General features: G+C 40.3%; 24 protein-coding genes and 2 pseudogenes. 18 read left to right on the top strand and 8 right to left on the bottom strand.

Annotated features, from left to right (window positions below; translation table 11 throughout):
* Nucleotides 1-95 precede the first annotated feature (95 nt).
* The 3 genes from F3G91_RS06775 to F3G91_RS06765 are packed head-to-tail and all read right to left on the bottom strand — an operon-like array spanning nt 96 to nt 2,064.
* Complete coding sequence (locus F3G91_RS06775) at nt 96-368, bottom strand: type II toxin-antitoxin system RelE family toxin (protein WP_087583355.1); 273 nt, start codon at nt 366-368, stop codon at nt 96-98.
* Nucleotides 368-658: a hypothetical protein gene (locus F3G91_RS06770; protein ID WP_021088839.1), complete on the bottom strand. Its 291-nt coding sequence runs from the start codon at nt 656-658 to the stop codon at nt 368-370. The genes F3G91_RS06775 and F3G91_RS06770 overlap by 1 nt, the downstream gene beginning before the upstream one ends.
* Nucleotides 659-696: 38 nt before the next feature.
* Nucleotides 697-2,064, bottom strand: coding sequence for a Na+/H+ antiporter NhaC family protein (locus F3G91_RS06765; protein ID WP_149701081.1), 1,368 nt, complete (start codon nt 2,062-2,064; stop codon nt 697-699).
* Nucleotides 2,065-2,183: 119 nt separating this feature from the next.
* Between F3G91_RS06765 and pyrE the strand changes: the two genes are divergently transcribed.
* From pyrE to F3G91_RS06680, 18 genes and pseudogenes are all read left to right on the top strand, one after another.
* Nucleotides 2,184-2,792, top strand: a complete 609-nt coding sequence (pyrE, locus tag F3G91_RS06760; RefSeq protein WP_149701080.1) for an orotate phosphoribosyltransferase — start codon at nt 2,184-2,186, stop codon at nt 2,790-2,792.
* 186 nt (nt 2,793-2,978) lie between these two features.
* A pseudogene (locus F3G91_RS10730) lies at nt 2,979-3,833 on the top strand (cache domain-containing protein); the annotation flags it as partial.
* Nucleotides 3,834-4,184: 351 nt separating this feature from the next.
* Nucleotides 4,185-4,374 (top strand): annotated as a pseudogene (locus tag F3G91_RS10725) (methyl-accepting chemotaxis protein); the annotation flags it as partial.
* A 485-nt stretch (nt 4,375-4,859) separates the two neighbouring features.
* Nucleotides 4,860-5,549, top strand: coding sequence for a response regulator transcription factor (locus tag F3G91_RS06750; protein WP_002940643.1), 690 nt, complete (start codon nt 4,860-4,862; stop codon nt 5,547-5,549).
* A complete protein-coding gene (locus F3G91_RS06745) occupies nt 5,539-6,966 on the top strand; it encodes a c-type heme family protein (protein ID WP_149701078.1) in 1,428 nt (475 codons plus the stop codon). The genes F3G91_RS06750 and F3G91_RS06745 overlap by 11 nt, the downstream gene beginning before the upstream one ends.
* Before the next feature lie 95 nt (nt 6,967-7,061).
* Nucleotides 7,062-9,128, top strand: a complete 2,067-nt coding sequence (locus F3G91_RS06740) for a cytochrome c (protein WP_009295151.1) — start codon at nt 7,062-7,064, stop codon at nt 9,126-9,128.
* Between the two features lie 45 nt (nt 9,129-9,173).
* The gene (locus tag F3G91_RS06735) at nt 9,174-9,932 is read left to right on the top strand and encodes an FKBP-type peptidyl-prolyl cis-trans isomerase (RefSeq protein WP_149701077.1); all 759 of its coding nucleotides are present in this window, start codon (nt 9,174-9,176) and stop codon (nt 9,930-9,932) included.
* Between the two features lie 19 nt (nt 9,933-9,951).
* On the top strand, nt 9,952-10,623 hold the full coding sequence (locus F3G91_RS06730; protein ID WP_035143353.1) for a 4Fe-4S dicluster domain-containing protein: 672 nt from the start codon (nt 9,952-9,954) through the stop codon (nt 10,621-10,623).
* 1 nt (nt 10,624) lies between these two features.
* Nucleotides 10,625-11,554, top strand: a complete 930-nt coding sequence (gene nrfD, locus F3G91_RS06725) for an NrfD/PsrC family molybdoenzyme membrane anchor subunit (RefSeq protein ID WP_149701076.1) — start codon at nt 10,625-10,627, stop codon at nt 11,552-11,554.
* 16 nt (nt 11,555-11,570) lie between these two features.
* Complete coding sequence (locus tag F3G91_RS06720) at nt 11,571-14,189, top strand: cytochrome c biogenesis protein (RefSeq protein WP_149701075.1); 2,619 nt, start codon at nt 11,571-11,573, stop codon at nt 14,187-14,189.
* Between the two features lie 8 nt (nt 14,190-14,197).
* Nucleotides 14,198-15,019: an SEL1-like repeat protein gene (locus F3G91_RS06715; RefSeq protein ID WP_149701074.1), complete on the top strand. Its 822-nt coding sequence runs from the start codon at nt 14,198-14,200 to the stop codon at nt 15,017-15,019.
* The gene (locus F3G91_RS06710) at nt 15,019-15,555 is read left to right on the top strand and encodes a hypothetical protein (RefSeq protein WP_149701334.1); all 537 of its coding nucleotides are present in this window, start codon (nt 15,019-15,021) and stop codon (nt 15,553-15,555) included. The genes F3G91_RS06715 and F3G91_RS06710 overlap by 1 nt, the downstream gene beginning before the upstream one ends.
* Nucleotides 15,552-16,010, top strand: coding sequence for a nitrous oxide reductase accessory protein NosL (locus F3G91_RS06705; protein ID WP_149701073.1), 459 nt, complete (start codon nt 15,552-15,554; stop codon nt 16,008-16,010). Before F3G91_RS06710 ends, F3G91_RS06705 begins: the two co-directional genes overlap by 4 nt.
* Before the next feature lies 1 nt (nt 16,011).
* Nucleotides 16,012-16,197, top strand: coding sequence for a hypothetical protein (locus tag F3G91_RS06700; RefSeq protein ID WP_087581250.1), 186 nt, complete (start codon nt 16,012-16,014; stop codon nt 16,195-16,197).
* A complete protein-coding gene (locus tag F3G91_RS06695; RefSeq protein WP_149701072.1) occupies nt 16,187-17,296 on the top strand; it encodes an ABC transporter permease in 1,110 nt (369 codons plus the stop codon). Before F3G91_RS06700 ends, F3G91_RS06695 begins: the two co-directional genes overlap by 11 nt.
* Complete coding sequence (locus F3G91_RS06690) at nt 17,293-17,961, top strand: ABC transporter ATP-binding protein (RefSeq protein WP_149701071.1); 669 nt, start codon at nt 17,293-17,295, stop codon at nt 17,959-17,961. Before F3G91_RS06695 ends, F3G91_RS06690 begins: the two co-directional genes overlap by 4 nt.
* Nucleotides 17,958-18,911: a hypothetical protein gene (locus tag F3G91_RS06685; protein ID WP_149701070.1), complete on the top strand. Its 954-nt coding sequence runs from the start codon at nt 17,958-17,960 to the stop codon at nt 18,909-18,911. Before F3G91_RS06690 ends, F3G91_RS06685 begins: the two co-directional genes overlap by 4 nt.
* Nucleotides 18,908-19,417 (top strand): hypothetical protein, encoded by a 510-nt coding sequence (locus tag F3G91_RS06680; protein ID WP_103640197.1) that lies wholly within the window; start codon nt 18,908-18,910, stop codon nt 19,415-19,417. Before F3G91_RS06685 ends, F3G91_RS06680 begins: the two co-directional genes overlap by 4 nt.
* Nucleotides 19,418-19,466: 49 nt before the next feature.
* Here F3G91_RS06680 and F3G91_RS10245 read toward each other — a convergent pair whose 3' ends face one another.
* The 5 genes from F3G91_RS10245 to rsmA all read right to left on the bottom strand — a co-directional run bounded on the left by F3G91_RS10245 (nt 19,467) and on the right by rsmA (nt 25,504).
* A complete protein-coding gene (locus tag F3G91_RS10245) occupies nt 19,467-20,738 on the bottom strand; it encodes a tetratricopeptide repeat protein (protein ID WP_188116808.1) in 1,272 nt (423 codons plus the stop codon).
* Between the two features lie 72 nt (nt 20,739-20,810).
* Nucleotides 20,811-21,584, bottom strand: coding sequence for a pseudouridine synthase (locus F3G91_RS06670; protein WP_009295179.1), 774 nt, complete (start codon nt 21,582-21,584; stop codon nt 20,811-20,813).
* A gap of 1 nt (nt 21,585) precedes the next feature.
* Entirely contained in the window at nt 21,586-22,539 is a 954-nt protein-coding gene (locus F3G91_RS06665; protein WP_149701069.1) for a KpsF/GutQ family sugar-phosphate isomerase, read from the bottom strand.
* A gap of 9 nt (nt 22,540-22,548) precedes the next feature.
* Complete coding sequence (locus tag F3G91_RS06660; RefSeq protein WP_188116807.1) at nt 22,549-24,696, bottom strand: ribonuclease J; 2,148 nt, start codon at nt 24,694-24,696, stop codon at nt 22,549-22,551.
* Nucleotides 24,662-25,504 (bottom strand): 16S rRNA (adenine(1518)-N(6)/adenine(1519)-N(6))-dimethyltransferase RsmA, encoded by an 843-nt coding sequence (gene rsmA / locus F3G91_RS06655; RefSeq protein WP_149701333.1) that lies wholly within the window; start codon nt 25,502-25,504, stop codon nt 24,662-24,664. Before rsmA ends, F3G91_RS06660 begins: the two co-directional genes overlap by 35 nt.
* Between the last annotated feature and the right edge of the window lie 59 nt (nt 25,505-25,563).

The following is a 25,563-nucleotide window of genomic DNA, read 5'->3' as shown; positions in this document are numbered from 1 at the left end:
TTAAAATTTTTTATGATCTTTCTAAAGCAAAAGATGTTCCAAAATTTATATCGGCAAAAAGAGAAAAAATTGAAAATTTTTATAGATTGTATTTTTTAATATGCTTTTTCTCGTGATGAAATTTCTATTATCTCAATAGTTAAAATTTCATCTTGCTTAAGCCCTATTATGCGGTAATGTATGCCAACTCTCCAACGCCAGCGATCATCATAGCCTTGCATCTTTTCTGCGTTATTTGTTGCAAAAGGATTTTCTACTTTTTCGAGCTCTTTTAGAAAGGTACGTATTTTTAGAGCTGCTCTTAGATCACCTTTTGAAATTTTATCTAGTTGCTTGTCAGCAGAGCGCTTAATGACTATTTTATACACTAAACGCCCATTTCAGTTTTAACTTCAGCTATTAGTGCTTCTTGCTCTGCTTTTGAGAGTTTTTTAAATTCTATATCGAGTTTTTTTATGCTTGGAGACTTTAAAAGTTCATAATCTTTTGGCTCATCAAGTTTACTTTTTATCTTTTTTTTAAGATAAAGGATTAGTTCTGATTGTTTTTTTAAAGTATCTTGCAATGAATTTAGTTTTTTTTCTTCTTTTTCAAGAGAATTAAACAATGCTTTACGTGTCATAGTCTCGTATTTTGCATAATCAATATTTGTTTGCATCGCATTTTCCTTTAAATTTTTTAATGATTTTAACACATTTATCCAAGTATCATGGCTCCTACGACGCCACCAATGATTAGTGGGATATTAAAAAATATAAATGTAGGCACACAAGTATCATATATGTGGTTGTGCTCACCATCAGCATTTAGACCGCTCGTTGGTCCAAGTGTGCTGTCGCTTGCTGGGCTTCCAGCGTCGCCTAGAGCCGCTGCTATACCAACTAGCAAGATGATAGCTGGCACACCAAAGCCAAGGCTAAGGCAAAGTGGCACATAGATAGAGGCTAAGATAGGGATAGTACCAAAGCTAGTGCCTATGCCCATCGTCACAAGAAGTCCTATAAGTAACATCAAAAGCGCTCCGCCTATCTTGCCGCCAGAGACCAAGCTGGCGTATTTTACAAGCTCGTCTATGCCGCCACTCTCTCTTAAAATGGTGCCATATCCCGCAGCAACAAGCATGATAAATGCGATAAAGCCCATCATAGCAAGGCCATTATCCATGATCTTATCTACTTTTTTATATTCTATTCCGCCAAAAACGACCATAACCAAAAGTCCAAGTAGCGCGCCAAGTGGCAAGAGCGAAGTATAAATTTGCACGACAAAGGCGACAACAGCACCAGCTAAGACTGCCCACTCTTTTTTAGTCATCTCAAGGCTCTTTGCGCGCTCTATCTCATCAAGCTCGGCTTTTTCAAATTTAGAAGTTTTATAAATCCTTTTTTTACTATAAAAAAGTATGGCCAAGATGAGCCCTACAAACATCGAAGCTCCACCTATCCACATGACTGATGAGATATCTGAGATAGTTGTATTTATGCCGTTGTTTGCTAGCTCTTTTTTAAGGATATTGTGAAAAAGCAGACCAAAGCCAACGCTAAGGCTCACATAAGGCGCTTGTAGGCCAAATGTAAGAGCGCAAGCCACCGCACGTCTATCTATACCCATCTTATTCATAAGAGCAAGAAGTGGCGGGATCAAGATAGGTATAAAGGCTATATGAACTGGGATCAAGTTTTGAGACAAGCAAGCGATAAATGCGATAGTTAGCGTAAAAATGACCTTATTTGAGCTAAGAAATTTACTCATTGCATTTATCAAAATGGCTGTTAAATTTGTATTTGCAATGGCAGCTGCAAGAGCACCTAGTAAGATGTAGCTAAGTGAGGTCTCAAGGTTGCCTTGCATGCCGCTTATGAGGCTTTGCGTGGTCTCTTTTAGGGCCGTAAAAAAGCTCTCAAAACCGCTTGCCAAACCACTTTCAAATCCACTAAAACCATGCTTATACATAACTCCAGCAACAAGTGCTGAGATGAGGATAGAAAGTAGGATGTTAAAACGTAGCAAACATAGCACCGTCATCACCAAAATGCTAAAAACAACAGGGTTAAAGAGAAGCATGAGTGTCCTTTTTGTATGAGTGCAAGAATTATACAAGGGCGGGGCTTATTAAATTTTAAAAAGAGTGGCTTAAGTGGGTATGTGTTAAGATTTTTGGCAAATTTTAAAAGGAAAAAGCGATGAATTTAGAGAAAATTTATAAGGACGCTGGGGCGTATTTAGAGGGGCACTTTTTGCTAAGTAGCGGCAACCACTCGCAGTTTTATCTGCAAAGTGCAAAGGTGCTTGAAGACCCAGCACTTGCGGCAAAGCTAGCAGATGAGCTTGCCACTGTGATAGAGAAATTTGGCATTAAATTTGATAGCGTTTGCTCACCAGCACTTGGTGGAATTTTAGCTGGATATGAGCTAGCTCGCGCGGCGAAAAAGCGCTTTATATTTACAGAGCGCGTTGATAGGGTGATGAGCCTAAGGCGTGGCTTTGAGGTGAAAAAGGGCGAGAAATTTATAGTTTGTGAAGACATCATCACAACTGGTGGCTCGGCACTTGAAGCAGCCCACGTGATAGAGAGCCTTGGCGGCGAGGTGGTTGGCTTTGCGGCACTTGCAAACCGCGGCTTTTGTAAGGTTGCAAATTTGGGCAATGAAGCTAAAGTAAATGCAAAACTGCCAAGTGATAAGCCATTTTTTGCTTTGGGGAATTTTGAATTTGAAATTTACGAGCCAGAGCACTGTCCGCTTTGCAAGAGTGGTAGCAAGGCGATTAAGCCTGGAAGCAGAGGCAACTAAAAGCTACTAAATTTTACGCTCAAAGCTTAAAATAATAATATTTGTAACTTATTCGTTATTTTGGGCTTTGAGTAAATTCTCTCATCAAATTTTCTCTTTTTTTCTTAAATTTTAAAAGTTAATTTATAATTAAGATTTGAATGTATAAAATGGCACGCAATTTTTAGGAGATCCCAAAATGCAAGGATGTGTGCTATGAAAATATCTACAAAGATAATTCTCACTTTTGTTTTTTCAGTTTTGCTTGTCAGCTGTTTGCTCATCTTTTTAAATAGCAAATTTTCAAGCGATCTAACTCAGTTTTTCACCCATAAGTCCTACGACGAGCTGGTAAATGCCAGAAAAGAAAATTTAAGAGATGACGTCGAGACGATCAATCAAATGATGCGTGAAATTTACAATGGCGGCAAAGAAAAAGGGCTAAGCGACGATGAGATAAAAAAAGAAATTTTTAGAGTCGTCTCAAAGCTAAAATTCTTTAGCGACAAGACTGGCTATATCTTCATCTACGACTACAATGGCGTTGTTTTGATGCACCCTGAAAAGCCATCGCTTGTGGGTAAAAATTTAATCGGCTTAAAAGATCCAAAAGGGCTACTTCTTATAAAAGAGCTCATCGAAAAGGCTAAACAAGGTGGCGGATTTGTCACATTTGGCTGGGCGAAAAAAGAGGGGCAGGAGCCAGTGGAGAAGCTTGGCTATGCTGCAAATTTTGAGCCATATAAATGGATGCTAGGAAGCGGCGTATATGTCGATGACTTGGCGGACGAGATAGAAAAGACAAAGGTCGTGTTAAACGAGCAAAATAGCCAAAATACAAAAACCTTTATCATCGCTTGCGCCTTGATCACGGTTGTTTTGATAGCTGTCGTGCTATTTATCTTAAGTAGAGCGATCATCAAACCTATAAAAAATATCGTTGCGAATTTAACCGAGATGTCAGATGAGATAAAAAGTGGCAGAGGTGATCTTACTAAAAAGCTTGAAGTTAGTGGTAAAGATGAAATTTCAAACATCAAAAGCTCGATAAATGATCTAACAAGCGAGCTAAGATCTGTTATAGAGAGTGTTAAAGGCTTAGCGCATGAGAACTCTTCTATCGCCGAGCAGCTCTCTTCAACATCAGCTCAAACTACAAATTTAACCAACAAATCTTCGCTAATCGTCACAGATACGACAAACATGGCAAAAACCATGTCAGAAGAGATAAAGAGCTCATTTGAAGAGGCTAAGAAGAGTAAAGAAAATCTCGAAAGAACCTGTCTATATATAAATGAAGTTTCAAACGATGTTTTGGGGCTTAGTAAAAATGTAGATGAGGCTGCAAATAGCGAAATTTCACTCGCTAGCTCGATGAAAAGCCTAGCTGATCAAGCTAAAAATGTAAAAGATGTCTTAAATATCATCGACGACATCGCTGATCAGACAAATTTACTTGCCCTTAATGCCGCCATAGAAGCTGCTCGTGCAGGAGAGCATGGACGTGGCTTTGCAGTCGTGGCTGATGAGGTTAGGCAGCTAGCTGAACGCACGCAAAATAGCCTAAGCGAGATAAATGCGACTATAAATTTAATCGTTGAAGCGATCTCAAACTCAAGCCAAACCATCGGTGATAATGCTAAAAAAGCTGGCGAGCTTTGCAAAAAATCAGCCCAGATAAATGAAAAAATAGAAAATATGAACCAGCTAATGAACGAGAGCGTTAGCTTAAATGAGACCTCTACGAAGGACTATCTAGAGACTGGAAATAAGGTCGAAGAGCTGATAAAAGGCATCGTAAATATCGATGAAATTTCAAAACAAAACTCAAAAAGCATGGATGAAATCTCACTAGCAGCCGCTCATCTTTCAAAGATGACTGATAATCTAAACACTAGCCTTTCAAAATTTAGAACCTGATAAATTTAGCCAAATCTTTGGCTAAATTTAACTTTCTCTTTTAAATTTATCGCTTAAGTAGCAAGCTGATTTTTTACTTTAAGCTTACGATCATGATGTAAATTTATGAAATAATTTTTATTTTGTGTTATTTAAGTCGGCTTTTTGGCTTAAGAGATGAGATGACGTATGCAAGAGTATGATATTTTAGATGTTTTATCAAACAAAAAGGTCCTTTGCCTAGAGGACGAAGAGGCGATTTTGCGAAATATCTGTGCCTCGCTGGAGCTCTTTTTCGCAGAGGTTAAAGGCGTCACAGACGGCTTTGATGCGCTTGAGCTTGCAATGAGTGGGGCGTATGACGTGCTAGTGCTTGATATCAGCGTGCCAAATATCGATGGTCTTGAGATCGCTAAAAAAGTAAGAGCTATCAATCAAAAAATCCCTATCGTGATATTATCAAGCCACGTCGAGCAAGAATATCTGTGGCGAGCCGTTGAGCTAAAGATCACAAGATACCTTGCAAAACCATACGATAAAAAATCTTTTGTTAAAGCGCTTGAAGATGTGGCGTTTGAGCTAGTTGGACGCACACCAACTATCAGGCTAAATGACGAGCTTGAGTATGATTTTGGCAAAAAAGCGCTTTATGTAAATGGCGAAATTTCTCATCTAAGCAAGAGCGAGAGCAAGCTTTTGGAGTACTTTTTAAACAACAAAAACCAAACTATCACTTATGAGCAAATTTTTGACTATATCTGGGACTACGAGCAGCCCACAAAAGAGGCGATAAAAACGATCGTAAAAGAGCTTAGAAGAAAGCTTGGCAAAGATGTGATCAAAAATTTATACGGCGTGGGCTATCTTTGTGAGATATAAATTTCAGCTAATAGTCGGTGCTTTTATCTTTGTCTATCTGCTAGTTTCGGCACTTGTTTTAAATTTCTACAACGATCTTGCGATGAAGGACGCCAAAAAAGAGGCGTATTATGTTTTGGAGGGCATAAATTCAGTAAGAGAGTACATCGCTGGAGTTCAGCGCCCGCTAATCGAGCAGTTAAAAGAGCAGGGCATCTTAAAAGAGGACTTTTTTGACGAGAGACTTCTATCATCTTCATATATAAGCCGTGAAATTTACAATATCCAAAAGAAAAAATACAACCTTGAATTTGACTACAAGCTAGTTGCCATCGCTCCGCTAAATAAAGCTCACGAGCCAAATGAATTTGAAGCTGGCGTCTTGCACGGCTTTAAAGAGAATAAATTTAAAGAATTTGTAAAGATAATAAAAGATGAAAATGGCTCACAGCTCTTTGTGGGTCTGCCTATAAAAAACCAAAGTCCAAGCTGTCTAGCCTGTCATAGCAGCGCAAACGCCCCACAACAAATGCTAGAAAAATACGGCATGGAGGGCATAGAGATCCCAGACGTGAACGAAACGGTCGCGATGATCTCTTTTAAGATACCAATCCGCGCCATTTTTACCTACCATTTGCAAGAGGTCATCGTCATAATGTGCGCTATAAGCGTCATCTTTGGACTATTTTTGCTACTTGTTTATAAGATGCACAGGCGTGGTGAGGAGAGCAAAAAGCAGACTGAGCAGCTGATGATACATCAAAGCCGCCTAGCTTCGATGGGCGAGATGATAGGCAATATCTCGCATCAGTGGAAGCAGCCGCTTGCTCAGATAAGCTCATCTTTGATAAATTTAGAGCTTTATCAGGAGCGAAAGAAGCTTGATGAGGCGAAAATTTATGAGTTTATAGAAGAGACAAGCAAACAGATAAATTTCATGTCAGAAACCGTTGATGACTTTAAAAATTTCTTTAGTCCAAATACCTTGAGAAAAGAGTTTAAGGTGCTTGAAGTGATAAATCAAACGATAAAAATTTTAAACGCAACGCTTAAAAAGTATCAGATCGAAGTGCAGCTTGATGTGAGAGAAAATTTTGAACTATTTGCAAATTTTAATGAGATAATCCAAATTCTAATAAACATCATAAACAACGCAAAAGACGCATTTAAGCAAAGCTACACAAAGCCAAGAGTGATAAAGATAAGCGCCTTTTTAAAAGATAATCGCAAGAATTTATGCGTGCAAAATAACGCAGGAGCGATAAAAAATTCATTTTTAAAGGTCATCTTTGAGCCACACTTTAGCACAAAAGAGAGCGGTAGTGGGCTTGGGCTATATATGAGCCAGCTAATCGCTCGCAAAAATAACGCCCTAATCTTTGCTAAAAATGTGGATGAAAACCACGTTGCATTTACAATTAGTTTCGAAAATTTATAATTTGTTAATTTTCCCCCTTTTCTGCCCTTTTTTGGTGTTAAGATTATCAGTATGAAATCATTTTGATTTTAGGATAAAAATTCAAAGGAGGAGACGTGAGAAACTTACACAAAGCCTTAGCAGGCTTACTCATGGGTGTTAGTATCTTTGCTTCACAAGCCTGTTGCGAAGAGCATAATATGCAGATGTCCGATAAAGCACGTGATGTTATCGCAAATCCTAAAGGCACACTGCAAAGTAGAGGTGTTGTCTCCTTGCAAGACTACGTCGTAGAAGAGCAAGAGATGTATAACTGGCTATTTAAAAACCACCCTATTTTTACAAAATATGGTGGCAAAACCGTCGGCAAAATGGTCGTTCATGACCGTGGTTTAGAGTGGCTTGCCGAGGGACATGGCTTTGATATGTCAAAGCTTAGTAAAAGAGATGGCGGTAAGGGCTATAGCTCTATGATGTATAGAATTCCAGCCACCTCATCACTTCAGTTTCCTAATAAATTTGTAGGACCAGAAAAGTGCGGTGAGTGTCACCCAGCTCAGTATGAGGTCTGGAGCAGATCTCGCCACGCAACTACTATGCGCTTCCCTGGCGAGCACCCAGAGGTCAATAACAACCTAACTGAGCCAGTATTTGACAAAGATACCGCTTCTATCCTTCCAAAAGGTATCACTCCAGATGTCATCTACGCAACCGTTGGTCACTTAAGAACTAAGATGGGCTACGTCGATGCATGGCTACTTCGTGGTACTTACTATGTTGAGGGCGGTTTGCTAAGAGATGGCACAGGTCAGATCGTAGCTGGCGGTAACCAATGGCAAAGAACATGGGCGTTAAATTTAGACGACGCAACTGTTAAAAAGATAAAAGAGCTCGTTCCAGAATTTCCTGGCACGCTTGAAGAGTATGGCGATAATGGCGGATATGTCAGAGGTCTAGCCTCATACGCCGCAAAACATAAAAAATCGATGTTTTTCCAAGCAAACTCATCATATTGTGAGGTTTGCCACCCAGTTAAATTTGACTTTAAGTCAAAAGCAGAATTTTATGCAGCACTTGGTAATGCCAAAGAGCTTCAAAAACACACTATCTCAAAAGGCGTAAGCTGTGAGGAGTGCCACGGAGCTGGCGGTCACCTTGATGGAGCTACAAATTTTAGAACATCAAACTGCGAGCGCTGTCACCAAAGATTTAACTTTAGCCCAGATCTAATGCGAGCTAATCCACTCAATAACGGCAAGCTTGATCTCTCACTTAGCTCTAAATTTAAATCAATGGGGCCAGGATGCGGTTCTGAGGGCTCACAATCATACTTTACCGCTCACTACGATAAAGGTATGAGATGCGTCACTTGCCACGATCCACACGACAACACAGGTAACGTCGTAGGCGATAAGAGCGTAACTGGTATGAACTACAACCCAGATCAAGGCTATCTAAGTGCGTTCTACACTAAACCAAAGATCAAAAAAGATTGTAAAGATTGTCACGAGACTCAAGCATATATCGCATCAAAAGCAGATACACACAAAAACAACACTTGTGCATCTTGCCACATGCCATTTATGATGAGCTGCGAGAATTTCTACGCTGTTCAGTTCCAAGACAACGCTGGCTTTGATACTCAAAGACGCTCTCACATCTGGAAGATCATGGTCGATCCAAAAGAGAAATCTCTTGTCCCAGGCGACGCTGCTAAAGGTCCAAGAGATGCTAAAGATTGGCACTTTGAGAGAGATAAAAATGGCCACAACTATGTTGATTTGATGTGGGCATGCGCTAGAACATCTTGGGCTGATAAAGATATGAAAGACAATAAAGGCTGCCATAGTCCAGTGCTATCTGAGCTAAAACCAACACTTCACTTCAAAAACCAAAAACAAGTTTATGATGAGGTTATGGGATGGCAAACTCCAGTTAAGAATGAATTCTCAGAGGTCAAAATAGGCATCGAGGGAATTTACTCACTACTAGAGACTAAAAAGCTAGATCCAAGTGATAAAGCAAGAGTTTATGAGCTTGTTCAAAACGCTCAAGAGATCATCGATATGGTCGAAAAAGATGGTTCGTGGGGTATGCACGGATTTAAATTTACTAAACAAAGACTAGATGCATCTAAAGAGTATATAAAAGAAGCTCAGAGAATTCTAAACAAAAATTTATAGCATTTAGGGGCTAGTTTTTAGCCCCTTTAATCTTAAGGGTTTGAAATGAAAAATGGGTTTTTAAAATGTTCGCTACTTCTTAGCCTAAGCGTGGCTAGCATCTTGGCAAATGTCGATACAAACGACTCTTACGCCATAGGCGCAACAAGCGGTGGATATGTTTTAAAAGGACTGCTAGATCAAAAGCAACTAGGTGTTGGCTATGACGCTGATGCAGTGATAAAAGGCTTTAGCGATGCGCTAAAGAGCGAGCTAAAACTAAGTGATGATGAGATAGCAAAGCTACTAAACAAAAGGGCTGAAAGCTTAGATAAGATAGTAAAAGAAAAAGAGGCTACCAAGCTAAAAGAGAATTTAGCCCAAGGCAAAGCCTATATGGAAAAAAATGCAAAAAACAAAAATGTAAAAACAACAAAATTAAATTTACAATATGAGATCATAAAAAGTAGCTCAAAAGGGGCTACACCAAAGCCTGAGAGCATCATCATAGTAAATTATAAAGCAAGCTTTGTCGATGGTAAGGTCTTTGACGAGACAAAAGAGGCTCCAGCTCATCTTTCGATGCTAAATTTGATCCCTGGGCTTGAAGAGGGACTTATGCTTATGAAAGAGGGCGAGAAGTTTAAATTTGTCATCCCGCCTGAGCTTGCATACGGCGATAGCGGCATGGAGGGGATACCTGGTGGCGAGACTATCGTTTTTGAGATAGAGCTTATTAAGGTCTTAAAGCCTGGCGAACTAGCTGAGGCGGCAAGAAAAATTCATGAAAAAGAGCAAAATGAGGGGATTAAAAAGCCTCATTAAGGCATAAATGGAGTTAAAAATGCAAAATCAAAATAGCAGAAGAGCCTTTTTTAAACGCATGGCAGTTGTGGCTGCTGGTGCTAGCGTGGCAAGTAGTGGTTTTGCTTTTAAGAGTGAAGAGAGTGCGAAAAAACCACATTTTGGCATGATATTTGACCAAAACAAATGCGTCGGCTGCACGGACTGCGAAGTGGCATGTAGAAAGGTAAATTTAGTCCCAAAAGGGCAGATGAGACTTTTTGTAGAGGATAAGACTGATCCAAAGAATTTGCTTGATAAAAGATATGTAAGAGTATCTTGTCAGCAGTGTGAGGATGCGCCTTGTGTGGCTGTTTGCCCAACAAAAGCCTGTCACAAGGACATAAAAACTGGCATCCAAACTACAAACATAGATGACTGCATCGCCTGTAAATACTGCATCGTAGCCTGTCCTTACGACGTGAGATATATCGATAAGTTTAGTCACTCAGCCCAAAGCTGTAACTTCTGCATAGATACAAATTTAAAGGATAAAAAAGATCCAGCCTGCGTTGAGGCGTGCAGATATGAGGCTTTGGTATTTGGCGATTTAAACGATGAGAGCTCGCACATTAGCCAGCTTTTAGCTGTCAAAGATAGCATAAGGCTAAGAGCAGAACTTGGCACAAAACCAAGCCTTAGATATATTCCTAAAGTAAAAGCGGGGGTGTAAGATGGATGGTGCATTAAATTTCACTGCGACATTTTCGCACGGGGTAGAGTGGGGCTGGCCGATCGCTGTTTATCTTCTGCTAGCTGGTATGAGTGGCGGAGCGCTAATAGCTGCCATACTTCTAAAGCGCTACAAAAGACAAGAGAGCTTTAGCCCATTTTTCAAGGCTGCTTCGCTTTTGGCATTTGTTAGCATCATGCTTGGTATGGTTTGCTTGATAGCTGATCTTGAAAAACCACTTTTGTTTTGGAAAATTTTGATTAATTACAACTTCACGTCAGTTATGTCTATCGGTGTAGCCGGACTTTGTGTGTTTATACCGCTTAGCTTTTTGATGTGTCTATACGCTTTTGGCGCGGAGCTAAAGTCATTTTGCGGCTTTTTTGATGGCGTGATGAAAATTTTATCGCCACTTTATCCGCTCTTAAGTGCGCTTTGTTTGCTTTTTGCGGTTATCATTTGCGCATATACAGGCTTTTTGATCTCGGTGCTTATTAGATTTCCACTTTTAAACACCGCCGTTTTACCAGCGCTTTTCATAGCTTCAGGACTAAGTGCTGGCATAAGTGGTAGCAGCTTGATAGCGGCACTATTTTTCAAAGAAGATCCACACTCAAGCGACCTTGGCTCGCTTCATGGCGTGGAGTTTTACGTCTTATGCGCCGAAATTTTACTCATTTTAATGCTTTTTGTCTCACTTTTGCTTGGCTCAAGCTATCAGCAAGGCGCGGCAGTTGCATTTTATAGTGGAGTTTGGGCAAATTTCTTTTGGCTTGGGGTTGTTTTAGTTGGCTTTGTCTTGCCTCTTGTTTTAAATTTCGCACTTGGCAAGATGAAATTTAGCTTCTACCTTGGCTCATTTGCAGCAGTCGTTGGCGTTTTATTGCTTAGGGTTTTTATACTTTATGCAGGACAGACTTATAGCATTTAAGGCTTAAGGGCAGGTGATGAAAATTTTAAACATTTATCGCTTGTCTTTAATATTATTATTTATCCTTGCTTTTGGTGCAGGGGTGGCGACCTTTTTGGAAAATTTTTATGACACACAGACGGCTAGAGTGCTTGTTTATGAGGCGCTCTGGTACGAGTGCGTCATGGCAGCTTGTGCTATTTGCCTAGCCATTAGCATCGTAAAAACCAAGATGTATAAGAAATTTGGCGCATTTTTGATACATCTTGCTTTTATAGTTATCTTCATCGGTGCTGCGCTTACAAGATACTTTGGCGAAGAGGGCGTTATGCACTTAAGAGTGGGCGAGAGTGGCAACTATATGCAAAGTACAAAGCCCTATTTAAGAGTGCAAATTTCAAATGAAAGTTTTGAATATCCACTAAAACTTAGCCTACTTGGCAAAAACGACTTTGGCTTCAAAAAAGATATAAACGGCAAAGAATTTATTATAAAGATAGTTGGCTACAAAAAGGATGAGAAAAACGCTCCAGCCACGCTTAGCATAGAGGCTGGCTTTGCTAATGAAAAGAGCAAAAGCGCCAAGCTAAAAGGTGGCGCTGGATACGATCTTGAGCCAAGCATTTTGAGCTTTGACGGGCAAGAGGCGAAATTTTACTTTAGCTCACGAGCGATAAATTTACCATTTTCACTAAGGCTTGATAAATTTATCCTAGAGCGCTACGCAGGGCTAAATAGCCCGTCATCTTACACGAGCAAAGTAAGCATCGCAGGCAGCGAGCATGAAATTTCGCTAAATCACCCACTAAGCATCATGGGCTATAAAATTTTTCAGTCATCATACGACGCTGACGAGCTTGGAAGCGCCTTTGAGATCAGCTTTGATCCCGGCAAAGTGCCAACTTACATCGGATATTTTCTGCTTTGCCTTGGCTTTGTGGGAAATTTATTTAGCAAAAAGAGCCGATTTTTTAGACTTTGTAACTTCATAAAAGGCACGCAGTTTGCACTTTTAGCCCTGCTTTTGCTAAACGCTACGCCAAATTTTGCAAGCGATGAAGCCATAAATTTTAAAGCTCACGCAGATAAATTTGCCAAAATTTTAGTTCAAACTGATAGCAGGATCGCACCAGCTAGCTCTTACACAAGGGCAGTAATAAGCAAAATTTCAACCAAAACGACGCTCTTTGGGCTTAGTAGCGATGAGCTGATGCTCTCTTTTGCCATCTCGCCACAAGAGTGGATGGATAAAAAGATGGTAAGGATCACGAGTGAGCGAGTGGGCGAGCTTCTTGGCGTTAGTGAGAAATTTGCTAGCTTTAATGACGTTTTTAACGAAAATGGCGAGTATAAGCTGGCTAAATTTGTAGAAGCTGCCAATGAAAAATCCGCCTCAAAAAGAGATAAATTTGATAACGACGTCATTAAATTTGATGAGAGGCTAAATGTCTTATACCTTGCGCTAAAGGGTGAAATTTTAAAATTTATCCCAGCTAAAAATGGCAAAGCGATCACGTGGCTAGGCGTAAATGAAGCCTTTAGCAAAGATGAAATTTCAAACGAGTTTAAAAGCGTTTTAAGCGCTTACATAGAAAATTTAAGCCTTTGTGTAAAAAGTGGCGAGTGTGCGGGGGCTGATAAGAGTTTGGAGCAAATTTCAAACTATCAAAGAAGCACTCTAGGCTCTCTTGCTCCAAGCGAGGCAAAAATCGGCCTTGAAGTGCTTTACAATCAAATGGAGATATTTAAATTTCTTATCTATTTTTACATGATCCTAGCTCTTGCTTCGCTTGCTCTTGGCTTTTATAGGCTCTTTTTTGGAAGGAAATTTAGATTTGAAAGAGCGCTTAGCCTTGCGTTTTTTACCGCATTTATAGTCCATGCTCTAAATTTAGCCCTACGTGCTTACATCTCAGGTCACGCACCTTGGAGCGATGCTTATGAGAGTTTAGTCTATATCTCGTTTATAAGCGTGCTAGCTGGAGTGCTATTTTTCAAGCATCAAAGCTTCGCACTAGGCGCTGCTTCGCTTTTTGCAAGTGTTAGCTTGCTCGTTGCTCATCTAAATTTTATAAATCCACAGATAACAAATTTAGTCCCAGTTTTAAAGTCATTTTGGCTCAGCGTGCATGTAAGCGTCATCACCGCAAGCTACGGCTTTTTGGGCTTTGGCTTTGTGCTGGGGCTTGTGGGACTTATATTAATGGCTCTAAAAAATGACAAAAATGAGCAAAAGCTTAGCGAGCAGATAAGATACCTAGCAGCCACCGACGAGCTAAGCCTCATCATAGGACTTAGCCTGCTAACTATCGGAAATTTCTTAGGCGGCGTCTGGGCGAATGAGAGCTGGGGCAGATACTGGGGCTGGGACAGCAAAGAGAGCTGGTCATACATCACGATCATCGTCTATGCTATAGTGCTTCACTTAAGGTTTATACCAAAGCTTAGGGGCGTTTTCGCCTTTTTAACAGCTAGCGTGCTATCATTTGCTTCGGTGCTTTTTACATATTTTGGAGTAAATTTCTACCTTAGCGGGCTTCACTCATACGCAAATGGTGAGAGCTTTGGCATCTCAGGGCTAATATACTTGATCTTAGCGGCTCTTGCCTTGCTGATCGCCCTAGCCTACCGCGGCAGAGATATAAAAGTAGTTTAGGAGATATGATGAAGAGTTTGATTTTATTGGCTGCTAGTTTATGCGTTTTAAATGCTGGCTACATCAAAGAGGCTTTAAACGCAAAAGATGATCACAACAAGCTAGCGCAAATTTATGAAGATGCTTGTGACAAAGAGAAAAAGGCATCAGGCTGCTACAACCTAGCTGTGCTTTACAGCAGGGGTGATGGCAACGTCAAAAAGGACGAGGCAAAGGCAGCTATGCTTTATGAAAAGGCTTGCGATCAAAATTTCTCTATGGCTTGCAGCAATCTTGGCTATGTATATGAAAAGGGCAAAGGCGTAGAAAAAGACCTAGCAAAAGCGGTCAAACTATATGAAAAAGCATGCAGCGACAACGAGGGCTGCACCGAGCTTGGCTTGCTTTATGCAAATGGCACTGGCGTGAGAAAAGATCTAAAAAAGGCAAAAGAGCTCTATGAAAAGGCTTGTAAGGCAGGTGACGGCATGGGATGTAGCAACCTTGGCTATCTATACGCTCATGGCGAAGGCGTCGAGAAAGACTATGCAAAAGCCAAAGCAAACTACGAGATGGCCTGCGCAAACGAAGCTGGTATAGGATGTGACAACCTTGGCTTTTTATATGTTTATGGGCAAGGGATTGATCAAAACCTTACAAAAGCGACAAAGCTTTACGAGCAAGCGTGCAAATACGCCTATGAAAAAGGCTGCAATAACTACGCTATCATGCTAGCTGAGGGCAAAGGTGTGAAAGAAGACGTGGAAAAAGCACGTGAAATTTTTACTAAAAGCTGCAAAAATGGCCTAAAAGAGGCGTGTGAGAATTTGGAAATTTTAGGAAAACATTGATGAGTTTTAAAAACTGGGGCAATAAAGAGGCAAGCCTAGAGGCACTTTATCTACTTGATAGTGCCTTTTTAGAGCCAAGAGAAGAGTATCTACGGCTCATTTCTAAAAAAGAGGATGAAAATAGCCTAAGATACGTGGTGGATAACGGGCAGGGCGATCTACTTGATGTGATATTTACGCGAGAGGCGGTGCTTGTTAGAGGGTTTGATCATGAAAATGAGCTAAATTCGCTAAGTGCTGGCAAAAGCGTGATAGAGCAAATTTATAGTGGTGAGGCTGCTAAATTTCGCTCTTACTTCTTGCCAGATGAGATAGAGCAGACGACCTTTTTTATCTGGTATGACGGGGCGGAGCATCAAAATTTAGTCGGTGGCAATAGCGGCGGACGCTGGCTGCTTTCATATGCCTTTGATGAGTTTGATAAATTTAGCGAGTTTGTAAAGGGCTATTACGAGATAGAATTTGATGATGAGATGTTAAAAAAGCTCTATGAAAAGGGCGAGTTAGAAAAAGAGAAACTAAAGGAGATGAGATGAAATTTATAGCTTTGTTGCTTAGTGCGGTTTTTGCCTTGTGGGCTGGAAATTTGACGAGTGAGGCAAACATAAACGCCTATAAAGGGGCAAAAGAGTGCATCGAGCTACCAAAGGATGCAAGATGTGCGGTGTGTGGCATGCCTATAAAAAACAAGCAGTGGGCGACGCTTATCAAGGCTGGTGGCAAGGATTATTACTTTGATGGCGTAAAAGATATGGCGCACTTTTACTTTGCTGATGAGGTGGCGAAAGAGGCTTACGTGAGTGATTATTACACGCTTGAAAAGCTTGATGCAAAAGAGGCGTTTTATGTGCATGGCTCAAACGTTTTTGGACCGATGGGCGAGGAGTTTATCCCGTTTAAAGACGAAGCAAAGGCAAATAGCTTTATGAAAGATCACGCTGGCAAAGGTGTCATAAAATTTGACGAGATAAAGACATTTATCGGTAAATAAAGTGAAATTTCTAGCATTTTTGGCGTTATTTTTTGGACTCTCTTACACGCTTTTAGCGGCGCACTACCTTAGCTTTGACCACAAAGCAAAGCAAGATGAACTAAGAGAAATTTCAAAGATAACAAGGGTAAATTTAGCTTCTAGCTTTAGCCTAAAAGAGCAAAAGGGCTTTGTCTATGATAAGTAGAAATTTCATAAACTACGCCGTGATCTTGCTTTTTAAAGACAAAAAGGACCACCTTTTTAGCTTTTGCCTCTTTGCGCTCATTATCTTTGTGCTAAGCTCGGTGCTTTTCATCTCTGGCTCGATCCAGCATGATCTCATAAGCTTAGTAAAAGATAGATCAAGCATCGTTGTTAGCGCCTTTCGTGCTGGTAAAAACGACCTCATGCACCCTGGCTACATCTATGATATCTCAAAGATCGATGGCGTGGCTGAGGTTAGAGGCGTGGCGGAGGGAGAGTACTACTTCGTGCAAAAGCGCGTCTGGTTTCATCTATATGAGGATGATAGCCTAAAAGAAGATGAGATGATCGTAGGCGAGGGCGTAAAAGCTGCTATGAACGAGCTTTACTACGACGAGAGCTTTAACTTCTTAACAGAAGAGCGCATGATACCAGTAAAGATAGTAAAAACCATGCCAAAACAAAGCGCTCTTATCTCAAATAACGCCATATTTTTGCATCCAAAAACCTTGCGAGCTATCTTAAATTTAAAAGATGAAGAATACACAAAGCTCTATGTCGATGTGCCAAATAGCGAAGAGATCAGCCAAGTGGCTTTAAAGATAGAGAATTTATATCCAAACTCATTTGCCATTAGCATAGAAGACGAGGTGGCAAACATTAGGCATCTTTACTACTATAAGGGCGGAATTTTTATGAGCATCTATGTTAGCGTTATGCTTATATTTTTCGTGCTGCTTAAAAACCAAATTTCACTTGCTTATGGCAGTAAAAAGCGTGAGATAGCCATTTTGCGAAGCATCGGCTTTAGTATAAAAGAGATCATTTTTTTAAAATTTATACAAAATTTCATCGTTAGCGTTAGCGCCTTTTCGCTTGGTGTTATGTTAGCTTATATCTTTGTGTTTGTTTTAAATGCTCCATTTTTAAAGGGGATATTTTTAGGCGACGAGCTTTTAAATTTTACAAATTTCACGCCTATTTTGGAGTTTGATAAACTCTTTTTGATCTTTGTCTTTGGCGTCATACCATTTTTGGCATTTGTGCTTATCCCATCGTGGCGTGTGGCGTGTGGCGACATAAATGAGGGGCTAAAATGATAAATATAAGAGGTGTTAGCCTAGTTTATAACCAAAACAAACAAAACGAGTTTTGCGCTCTAAAAAATATAAATTTAGATATTAATGACGGCGAGTTAGTGATACTAAAAGGCGTTAGCGGAAGTGGTAAAAGCACCCTGCTCTCACTAATAGCCCTACTTCAAAAGCCAACTAGCGGAGAGATTTTGATAGACGGCACTAACATCGCAAAGCTGCCTGACGCATTTTGCTCCGAGTTTAGACACAAAAGACTTGGGCTTGTCTTTCAAAATTTTAACCTCATCGAAGGCTTAAGCGTCTATGAAAATTTGTTAGCTCCGTTTGCTCTAACAAATTTCAAAGCAAACGTGCGTGAAGAGATGATAAAAAAGGCTCTTGAGCTCGCAAATATCTCTCACAAAAGAGATGAAAATGTATCAAATTTAAGCGGTGGCGAGCGCCAAAGATGTGCGGTGGCTAGAGCTTTATCAATGGATGCGAATATCATTTTGGCTGATGAGCCAACGGCAAATTTAGATAGAGATAATGCACGTGCGTTTTTAGGCCTACTTGAGTCATTTAAGGCGCTTAAAAAAAGCGTCATAGTCGCCACTCACGATAGCATTTTTGACGAACTAAAGGCGACAGATAGGGTTGTAAGTTTGCAAAATGGAGAGATAGTATGAGCGTATTTTTATCAAACGCCGTTATCGCCTTTTTGTTAGCGGAGTTTGTGCTGTTAGTTTTGATGAGTATTTCGCTATTTTATGTCGTCAGGATCGTGAGATCGTGGGACTATAACGCGCTAACATCGCTTCAGTACTCACTTGAGAAGCAAAACTACCTTGTAAATACGATCTTGCTTTTTAGTGTCTGCACAAAGATCGTTTTGTTTATATTTTTCGCACTTTGTTTAAATGAGCTCTCTGACATCGTGCCAGGGGCTATGTGCTCAGCTGGCGTGATTGGCTCAAATAAATTTGGTGGCATCTTGATGCTCACTAAAATTTTGCTGATATTTGGGCTTGGTACCTGGCTGATTATAAACAAGCTTGACTTGCAGGCTCTAAATTTCCCATATCTAAAGAAAAAATACGCCATTTTCATCTGCCTTTTTGTGATGATATTGATTGAACTTGGCATAGAAATTTCGTTTTTTTATAACATCCCGCTAAAGGTGCCAGTCTTTTGCTGCTCGGTCACTTTTCAAGCTCCAAAACTGCCATTTGGTTATACAAATTTTGGCTTAGTGAGCGCCTTTTTCGTGCTATTTTTTGTCATTTTGGCGCTAAATTTCTTAAAGCAAAGTATGGCAAGCTTTGTGGCAAATTTACTATTTTTGGTGCTTAGCTACTACGCTATCACCTATTTTTTTGGGCTTTACGTTTATGAGCAGCCAAATCACAAATGCCCATACTGCATGCTAAGAAGTGACTATTTTTACGTTGGCTACCTCATCTGGGGCACTTTGTTTTTGGGCATTTTTTACGGCCTTATGCCATATCTTGTGGAGATCATCACAAAGACAAACTACTCACACAAGCTTAAATTTTCATCGATCTGGCTAAGTGTTTGCGTGCTGATATGCTCGCTTTACGTGCTTAAATACTATTTGTTAAGAGGATTTTTATTTTGATAAAGCAAATTTTTTCTCTTTGTTTGTTGGCTCTAGTTTTAGCTGTGCTCGCCTATAATGCCGACATAAGCGATGATAAAATTTTAGTCCTAAATAACGGCAAATTTGAGCCCATAGAGCAGCTAACGCCAAATAAATATATATGTTATGAGAGCAGGACGCTCATCGCTGATAACAACGACACAGCCCAGGCGATCATGCCAAATGGCGACATCTACTTTTTTAATGACGTCACAAATTCTTTCATCTGGTATATGGCGCAAAAGAGCAAAGATAAGATCAAGCTATATGTCTATTCAAGAGATACAAACCGCTACATCCTAGCGCAAAATGCCTGGTACTCAAGGGTCGATATCACGCCGATGGGATACGGCATAGGGGCGTATGAGTTTCACACTTACGGCATAAACGACAACTACTTTAAAGAGGTCTTGCTCTACGCAGCACGCGGCGAAACACTGCTAAATCCATATATAAACATCCTACTTTCAGAAAATAAGATATAAATTTATGAAGCTCTAAATTTGCTAGAACCCTGTTGGATTATTTTTAGTATTAAAGGCCTTTTTCGTTTAACTTTTTATAAACGTCACACCCTGGTTGAAGCCCTAATTCGCAAGCTTTATAAAAATATTCTTTTGCTATGTGGTAGTCTTGTTTTGCGCCTTTGCCTTTTAGATAAAAAGCTCCTAAATTAAAACAACCGCGATTGTATCCATTATTGCAAGCTTTTTCATATAATTCTAGGGATTTACTGTAGTCTTGCTCTACACCTTGACCGTTTTCATATAAAATTCCTAAATTAGAGCAACTATCATTAACTCCATCGTCACAAGCTTGTTTGTATAGATCAGCCGCTCTATAATAGTCTTGTTTCACACCTTGGCCATTATTGTATGAAATTCCTAAGTTGTAACAACTCATACTGTATCTGTCATTGCAAGCTTTTTGCCATAATTGAGCTGCCTTATAATAGTCTTGCTCTACACCCAGACCATTTACATATAAAACTCCCAAATTGTGGTAGGCTTGGGCGATATTGCCATCGCAAGCTTTTTCGTATAGTTTGATAGCTTTGGTATAGTCCTGCTCTACCCCTTGTCCTCTTTCATAAAAATTACCTAGATTATAGCAGCCATTAGCATATCCGCCATCACAAGCTTGTTTGTATAGATTGGCCGCTTTATAGTAGTCCTGCTTTAGATATTTGCCTTCTTCGTATAAATTTCCTAAATTAAAACAACCTATAGCATTTTTACCGTCACAAGATTTATTGTATAGCTCTATGGCTTTGTTATAGTTTTGTTCTACACCTTGGTTTTTTATATATAAAACACCTAGATTAGAACAGCTTAGTGCATGTCCATTATTGCAAGCTTCTTCGTATAATCTAGCCGCCTTATTGTAGTCTTGCTCTACACCTTGACCATCCTCATATAAAAGCCCTAAATTATAACAACCAATACTATATTTGGCATCACAAACTTTTTGCCACAATTGAGCAGTTTTATAGTAGTCTTGTGTAGTGCCTTGACCGTTATAGTATAAAAATCCTAAGTTATAACAAGCTTGAATAATTTCACCATTACAAGCCTTTTCGTATAATTTAGCTGCTTTATTGTAGTCTTGTTTTACACCCTGGCCATTTATATACAAAAGTCCTAAATTATAGCAATTGCCATTATTTCCATCATTGCAAGTTTTAGTAAATATCTCGACTGCTTTGTTGTAGTCACCTTTGCTGTAAGCCTCAAGTCCAAGTTCTACTAGATCCTTGGAGAATCCAATAGTTAGTAAGATTGTGTATAAAAGAACAGCCTTTTTCATTTTTTCTCCATTTTATAAATTCGTAGTTATTGTGGTTTGGCTTGTCTCTTTGTTATAGAAACAAGCCTAATGTTAGTATCTAACGTTATTAACTTTTAAAAAGTCTCTTAAGTCTTCGTATTCGCTATTTTCGAAGTAGCGCCATTTGCCAGGCTTTAGCATATCAAGGCTAACGCGTCCAAAGCTAACACGTTTTAGATCCATCACTTCAAGATCAAAGTAGCCAAAGAAACGGCGTAGTTCTCTGTTTTGACCCTCGTTGATGATGACCTTTAGTTTTGTATAGCCACCGCTTGAGCCAAATACTTTGTAAGCTAGAAATGGCTTAAATTCCATTGATTTTATAGTGGTTTTTGCGTGCGCGCCTTTGGTGGCATCCTTGGCGAAAAAACCATTTGTCATCGCCTCTATCACCTCTTTTGTCACCTCACCTTTTACCTTTAGGTAGTATTCGCGCTCTAAGTCGCTATTCATGAGCGCTGTGGCGATCGCTGGAGCGTCAGTTAGTAAAAGTAGCCCCTCGCTTGCGTAGTCTAAGCGTCCCACACTAACAAATTTTGCAAATTTCTTATCTAACGTGTCGTAGATCGTCTTTCGTCCGCGGTCATCTTTTTTGCTAACTAGCTCGCCCTTTTGTTTGTGATAAACGATAACTGTAAATTCCTTCTTTAGCTTTATCAAACGGCCATTTATGCGCACTTTGTCATCTTCATCCACGCTTGTAGCAAGGTCGCTAACCACACGCCCTGCTATGCTAACCTTGCCAGCTTTTATCAGCTCATCTGCCTCACGGCGTGAGTAGTTTGTGTTATGTGAGATAAATTTATTTAGTCTTGTTTTTTCCATTTTATAGTCCTAAATTTGCAAGGTCGTGGATGTGTAAAACGCCCACAGGCACGCCATTTTCTACGACGGCTAGAAGCTGAATTTTATACTTTTCTATTAAAGCTAACGCATCTACGGCTAACATCTCTTTGTCATTTATCTCTTTTGGATGCATGGTTGCAAATTTCATCGCTGGTTCTTCTAGGTCAAAGTCCTCTCTCATAAGCGCGCGCCTAAGATCGCCGTCACTTAAAAGAGCGTCTAGCACACCATCTTTATCGACGATGAGAACCGTGCCAAGCTTGCCATGTGTCATCGTATCGATCGCACTTTTTAGGCTTGCATTCCAGCGGACTATCGGCAAATTTTCGCTTCTCATCACGTCTTTAACCTTCAAAAATAGCCTCTTACCAAGGCTGCCACCTGGATGAAAATTTGCAAAGTCCTCTTTTTTAAATCCTCGCTTTTGCATCAAACAAACAGCTAACGCATCGCCAAGAGCTAACGTTAGCGTGGTTGATGCTGTTGGGGCGGCATTTAGTGGGCACGCCTCTTTCTCTACATTTATATCTATAAAAGCGTCGCTAAATTTACCAAGCGAGCTTGTCTTGCTTCTTGCCATGGCGACTATTTTTACGCCAAAGCGCTTTACATGAGGCAAAATTTTGATAATCTCATCGCTCTCGCCACTAAAACTAATGGCTAACAAGATGTCGTCTTTTTCTATCATGCCAAGGTCGCCATGCATGGCCTCTGTTGGGTGTAAGAAAAAGCTTGGCGTGCCAGTGCTTGCAAGCGTAGCAGCGATCTTTGCGCCTACATGACCGCTCTTGCCCACACCTGTGACTATGACCTTGCCCTTTGCGTTAAATATCAAATTTACAGCATCTTCTATCTCTACGCTTTTAGCGTGTCTTAAAAGCTCGTTTGCTTCTATCTCTAAGACTTCAGCGGCGATTTGGTTCATTGTCTGCATAAATTTTCCTTACATTAGATAGATGATCGGCACGATAGTTGGGTACTTTTTGACCTTTCTAAAGATGTGCTTTCTGATCACTTGACGCACCTGTGACTCGAGTAGTCTGCTATCTTTCAAAAGCTCCTCTTTGACGTTGCTTAGGTACTGCTCTAGCACGCCCTCCATCTCTTTTCTAAACTCAGCGTCTTGCTTGTCGCCCACAAGGCCGTAGCTGATGACGCGAGGTTTGTTGATGAGTTTTGCGCCGTGACGTGAAATTTGAGCGATTATCATGACGACGCCTGCTTCGGCGAGGTTTTGTCTGTCGATGACGACGTCGTCTGAAATTTGTTTATTTATTTGATTATCTATGAAGACTTTGCCAGTTTTTACTGTTTTTACACGTTTTAGGTACTTTTGGCAAAGCTCCATTTGATCGCCGTCGCTCATTAGATAGATATTTCTCTCATCCACACCACAGCTAATTGCCGTCTCTTTGTGCTTTGCGATGTGGTTGTACTCGCCATGCACTGGCAAGAAAAATTTTGGTTTTATGAGGCGAAGCATCAGCTTTTGCTCTTCTTGTGCTGCGTGACCGCTGACGTGGATCTCGCTAAAGTCTTGGTAAGCGACGCTCGCGCCTGATTTTAGTAAGAAATTTAGCACCGTTGAGACGCTGTTTTCGTTGCCTGGGATCGCTTTTGAGCTGATTATGATCTGATCGGTCGGCTTTATCTTTATATATTTGTGCTCGTCTGTCGCCATGCGGTAAAGCGCGCTCATAGTCTCGCCCTGAGAGCCAGTAGTGACGATAAGTACCTCATCATCTTTAAATTTACCAACCTCGTTTGCATCGATAAAAATTTTCTTATCAAGCTTGATGTAGCCAAGCTCCATCGCAGTGTATAAATTTCTCTCCATTGATCTGCCGATGACACAGACTTTGCGGTTGTATTTTAAGCCCCATTCGATCGCTTGATAGACGCGGTGGATATTTGAGCTAAATGTGCTCATTATGACACGGCCTTTTGCTTTTGAAAATATCGCGTCAAAGGTCTTGCCAACGCTACTTTCACTCTTTGTAAAGCCCTCTTTGTAGCTGTTTGTGCTATCGCTTAATAGACAGAGCACGCCACGCTCGCCGTAATACGCTAGTCTGCCAAGGTCTGTTGGGTAGCCGTCTATCGGTGTGTGGTCGATTTTAAAGTCGCCCGTGTGGATGATCGTGCCAGCCTTTGTCGTGATCGCAAGTGCTGAGGCATCGATGATAGAGTGCGTAATGTGTATCCACTCGACCTCAAAGTCGCCTATGAGATATGGTTTTCTCTTTTCGACCGATCTAAAGAGTGAGCGCTCTTGTTTTAGTCCGTGCTCTTCAAATTTATTATTTATCATGCCAAGTGGTAAAGGTGTGGCGTAGATAGGAAATTTAAACTCTTTGTAAAAATAAGGCACTGCGCCGATGTGATCCTCATGTGCGTGCGTGATGATGACGCCTTTTATCTTATCTTTTATCTTGCGAACGTAGTCAAAGTCTGGGATGAGGATATCCACGCCGTGCATGCTCTCGCTTGGAAAGCTCATGCCGATATCAACGATTATAGCGCTAGTTTCGGTCTCAAAGACCGTCATATTGCCGCCGATCTCGCCAAGACCGCCAAGTGGCGTTATGCGAATTTTATGCTCGCTTGAGTTTAGATATTTTAGTGGCTCAAGTCTTAGCTCGTGAGTGGCTTTGTTTGCCTCCATCGCGCTTGCGATATCTTGTTGCCACTGCTCGTTGCCATTTAGCTTTGCGGGTAAATTTTTCTTTGGTTTTTTAGCCTTTTTTGGCTTCTCTTTTTGCTCTTTTGCCTCGTTTTTAGCTTCAGCTTTTTGCTCTTGTTTTGGCTTTTCTTTTTGCTGTTTTTGCTCTTTTGGCTTATTGTTTTCGCCAGTTTTGTTTTGATTTTTGTTATTTCTTTGCTTTTTTGGGCGAGGATTTTGACTCTTTGGCTCGGCGTACGCTTCAGCCTGCTCTGCTGCAAAGAAGTTATCTATCACACTTTTGCTTGCTAGTGAAGTTTGCTCGGTAGTTTCACCCTCTTGTTTTGGCTTATTTTTTGGTCTAAATCTTCGTCTTTTGTTGTTTTTACTTTGATTAGTTACAACTTTCTCTTCGTTTTTGTCGTTCATTATCTTCCTTTAATCTTTCAAATACTTTTAGATAAGAATCGACATCTAGTTCATGTGGACGTAAATTTTGAGCTAAGCCTAGGTCTTCAAAAATTTCTTCTAACGCCTTTTTGTCAAAATTTGTGGATAAATTTTTCAAAAGCGTCTTTCTTGGCGAAGCAAACGCAGCTCTTAAAAATGCTTTAAAAGCCTCGTATTGTTTTACATCTTTGAAAATCCCGTCTTTGCCAAAAATCTTTTTTGTTTTTTGTAGTTTAATGACTGAGGATGTGACCTTTGGAGGTGGATTAAAAAGCTTTGCATCCACATCAAACAAAAGCTCACACCTGCCTTGAAGTGAAGCGAGGATCGATAAAGCGCTAAATTCTTTATCCTTGCTCTTTGCGCTAAATTTAAGAGCAACCTCTTTTTGTATCATCACGATAAGCCCAAGGCATTTTTCGTCATCTATCGCATTTAGTATCATCTTCGTAGCAACGTAATAGGGCAAATTTGCGACTAAAAAGTAGTTCTGGCTACTTAGTCCGCCCTCTTGCTGCCACTGCTCTAAAGCATCTTTACAAAAAAGTTTTAATTGTCCATTTTGGATATCATTTGCAAATTTGACCTTTAAAATTTGAAACAGCTCACAATCTATCTCAAAAGAGGTCGTCTTATAAATTTGCAAAAGTCTAAATGTCAAATCACCTAAGCCAGGCCCAATCTCAACGACGTTTTCTACGTCCTTGGGTATCGCTTGGATGATCTTATCTAGTGTCGCTTTGTCTTGTAAAAAATTCTGTCCAAAGTGCTTTTTTGCCTTTATCATAGCCGCGATATTAGCCAAAAATTACTTATACAATGATTACAAGTTTAGTTTAATCATAT

Origin of the sequence: Campylobacter concisus (assembly GCF_902460715.1) — a bacterium.
Taxonomy (GTDB): domain Bacteria; phylum Campylobacterota; class Campylobacteria; order Campylobacterales; family Campylobacteraceae; genus Campylobacter_A; species Campylobacter_A concisus_AK.
Note: the sequence above shows the minus strand (reverse complement) of the source record. Positions and strands in the feature narration are given on the sequence as shown.

What these genes read in the sequence shown, in the direction of transcription:
- F3G91_RS06770 (WP_021088839.1), bottom strand. Translation starts at nt 658, where the DNA reads ATGCAAACAAATATTGATTATGCAAAATACGAGACTATGACACGTAAA.
- F3G91_RS06765 (WP_149701081.1), bottom strand. Translation starts at nt 2,064, where the DNA reads ATGCTTCTCTTTAACCCTGTTGTTTTTAGCATTTTGGTGATGACGGTG.
- pyrE (WP_149701080.1), top strand. Translation starts at nt 2,184, where the DNA reads ATGAATTTAGAGAAAATTTATAAGGACGCTGGGGCGTATTTAGAGGGG.
- F3G91_RS06750 (WP_002940643.1), top strand. Translation starts at nt 4,860, where the DNA reads ATGCAAGAGTATGATATTTTAGATGTTTTATCAAACAAAAAGGTCCTT.
- F3G91_RS06735 (WP_149701077.1), top strand. Translation starts at nt 9,174, where the DNA reads ATGAAAAATGGGTTTTTAAAATGTTCGCTACTTCTTAGCCTAAGCGTG.
- F3G91_RS06730 (WP_035143353.1), top strand. Translation starts at nt 9,952, where the DNA reads ATGCAAAATCAAAATAGCAGAAGAGCCTTTTTTAAACGCATGGCAGTT.
- nrfD (WP_149701076.1), top strand. Translation starts at nt 10,625, where the DNA reads ATGGATGGTGCATTAAATTTCACTGCGACATTTTCGCACGGGGTAGAG.
- F3G91_RS06720 (WP_149701075.1), top strand. Translation starts at nt 11,571, where the DNA reads ATGAAAATTTTAAACATTTATCGCTTGTCTTTAATATTATTATTTATC.
- F3G91_RS06715 (WP_149701074.1), top strand. Translation starts at nt 14,198, where the DNA reads ATGAAGAGTTTGATTTTATTGGCTGCTAGTTTATGCGTTTTAAATGCT.
- F3G91_RS06710 (WP_149701334.1), top strand. Translation starts at nt 15,019, where the DNA reads ATGAGTTTTAAAAACTGGGGCAATAAAGAGGCAAGCCTAGAGGCACTT.
- F3G91_RS06705 (WP_149701073.1), top strand. Translation starts at nt 15,552, where the DNA reads ATGAAATTTATAGCTTTGTTGCTTAGTGCGGTTTTTGCCTTGTGGGCT.
- F3G91_RS06695 (WP_149701072.1), top strand. Translation starts at nt 16,187, where the DNA reads ATGATAAGTAGAAATTTCATAAACTACGCCGTGATCTTGCTTTTTAAA.
- F3G91_RS06690 (WP_149701071.1), top strand. Translation starts at nt 17,293, where the DNA reads ATGATAAATATAAGAGGTGTTAGCCTAGTTTATAACCAAAACAAACAA.
- F3G91_RS06685 (WP_149701070.1), top strand. Translation starts at nt 17,958, where the DNA reads ATGAGCGTATTTTTATCAAACGCCGTTATCGCCTTTTTGTTAGCGGAG.
- F3G91_RS10245 (WP_188116808.1), bottom strand. Translation starts at nt 20,738, where the DNA reads ATGAAAAAGGCTGTTCTTTTATACACAATCTTACTAACTATTGGATTC.
- F3G91_RS06670 (WP_009295179.1), bottom strand. Translation starts at nt 21,584, where the DNA reads ATGGAAAAAACAAGACTAAATAAATTTATCTCACATAACACAAACTAC.
- F3G91_RS06665 (WP_149701069.1), bottom strand. Translation starts at nt 22,539, where the DNA reads ATGCAGACAATGAACCAAATCGCCGCTGAAGTCTTAGAGATAGAAGCA.
- F3G91_RS06660 (WP_188116807.1), bottom strand. Translation starts at nt 24,696, where the DNA reads ATGAACGACAAAAACGAAGAGAAAGTTGTAACTAATCAAAGTAAAAAC.
- rsmA (WP_149701333.1), bottom strand. Translation starts at nt 25,504, where the DNA reads ATGATAAAGGCAAAAAAGCACTTTGGACAGAATTTTTTACAAGACAAA.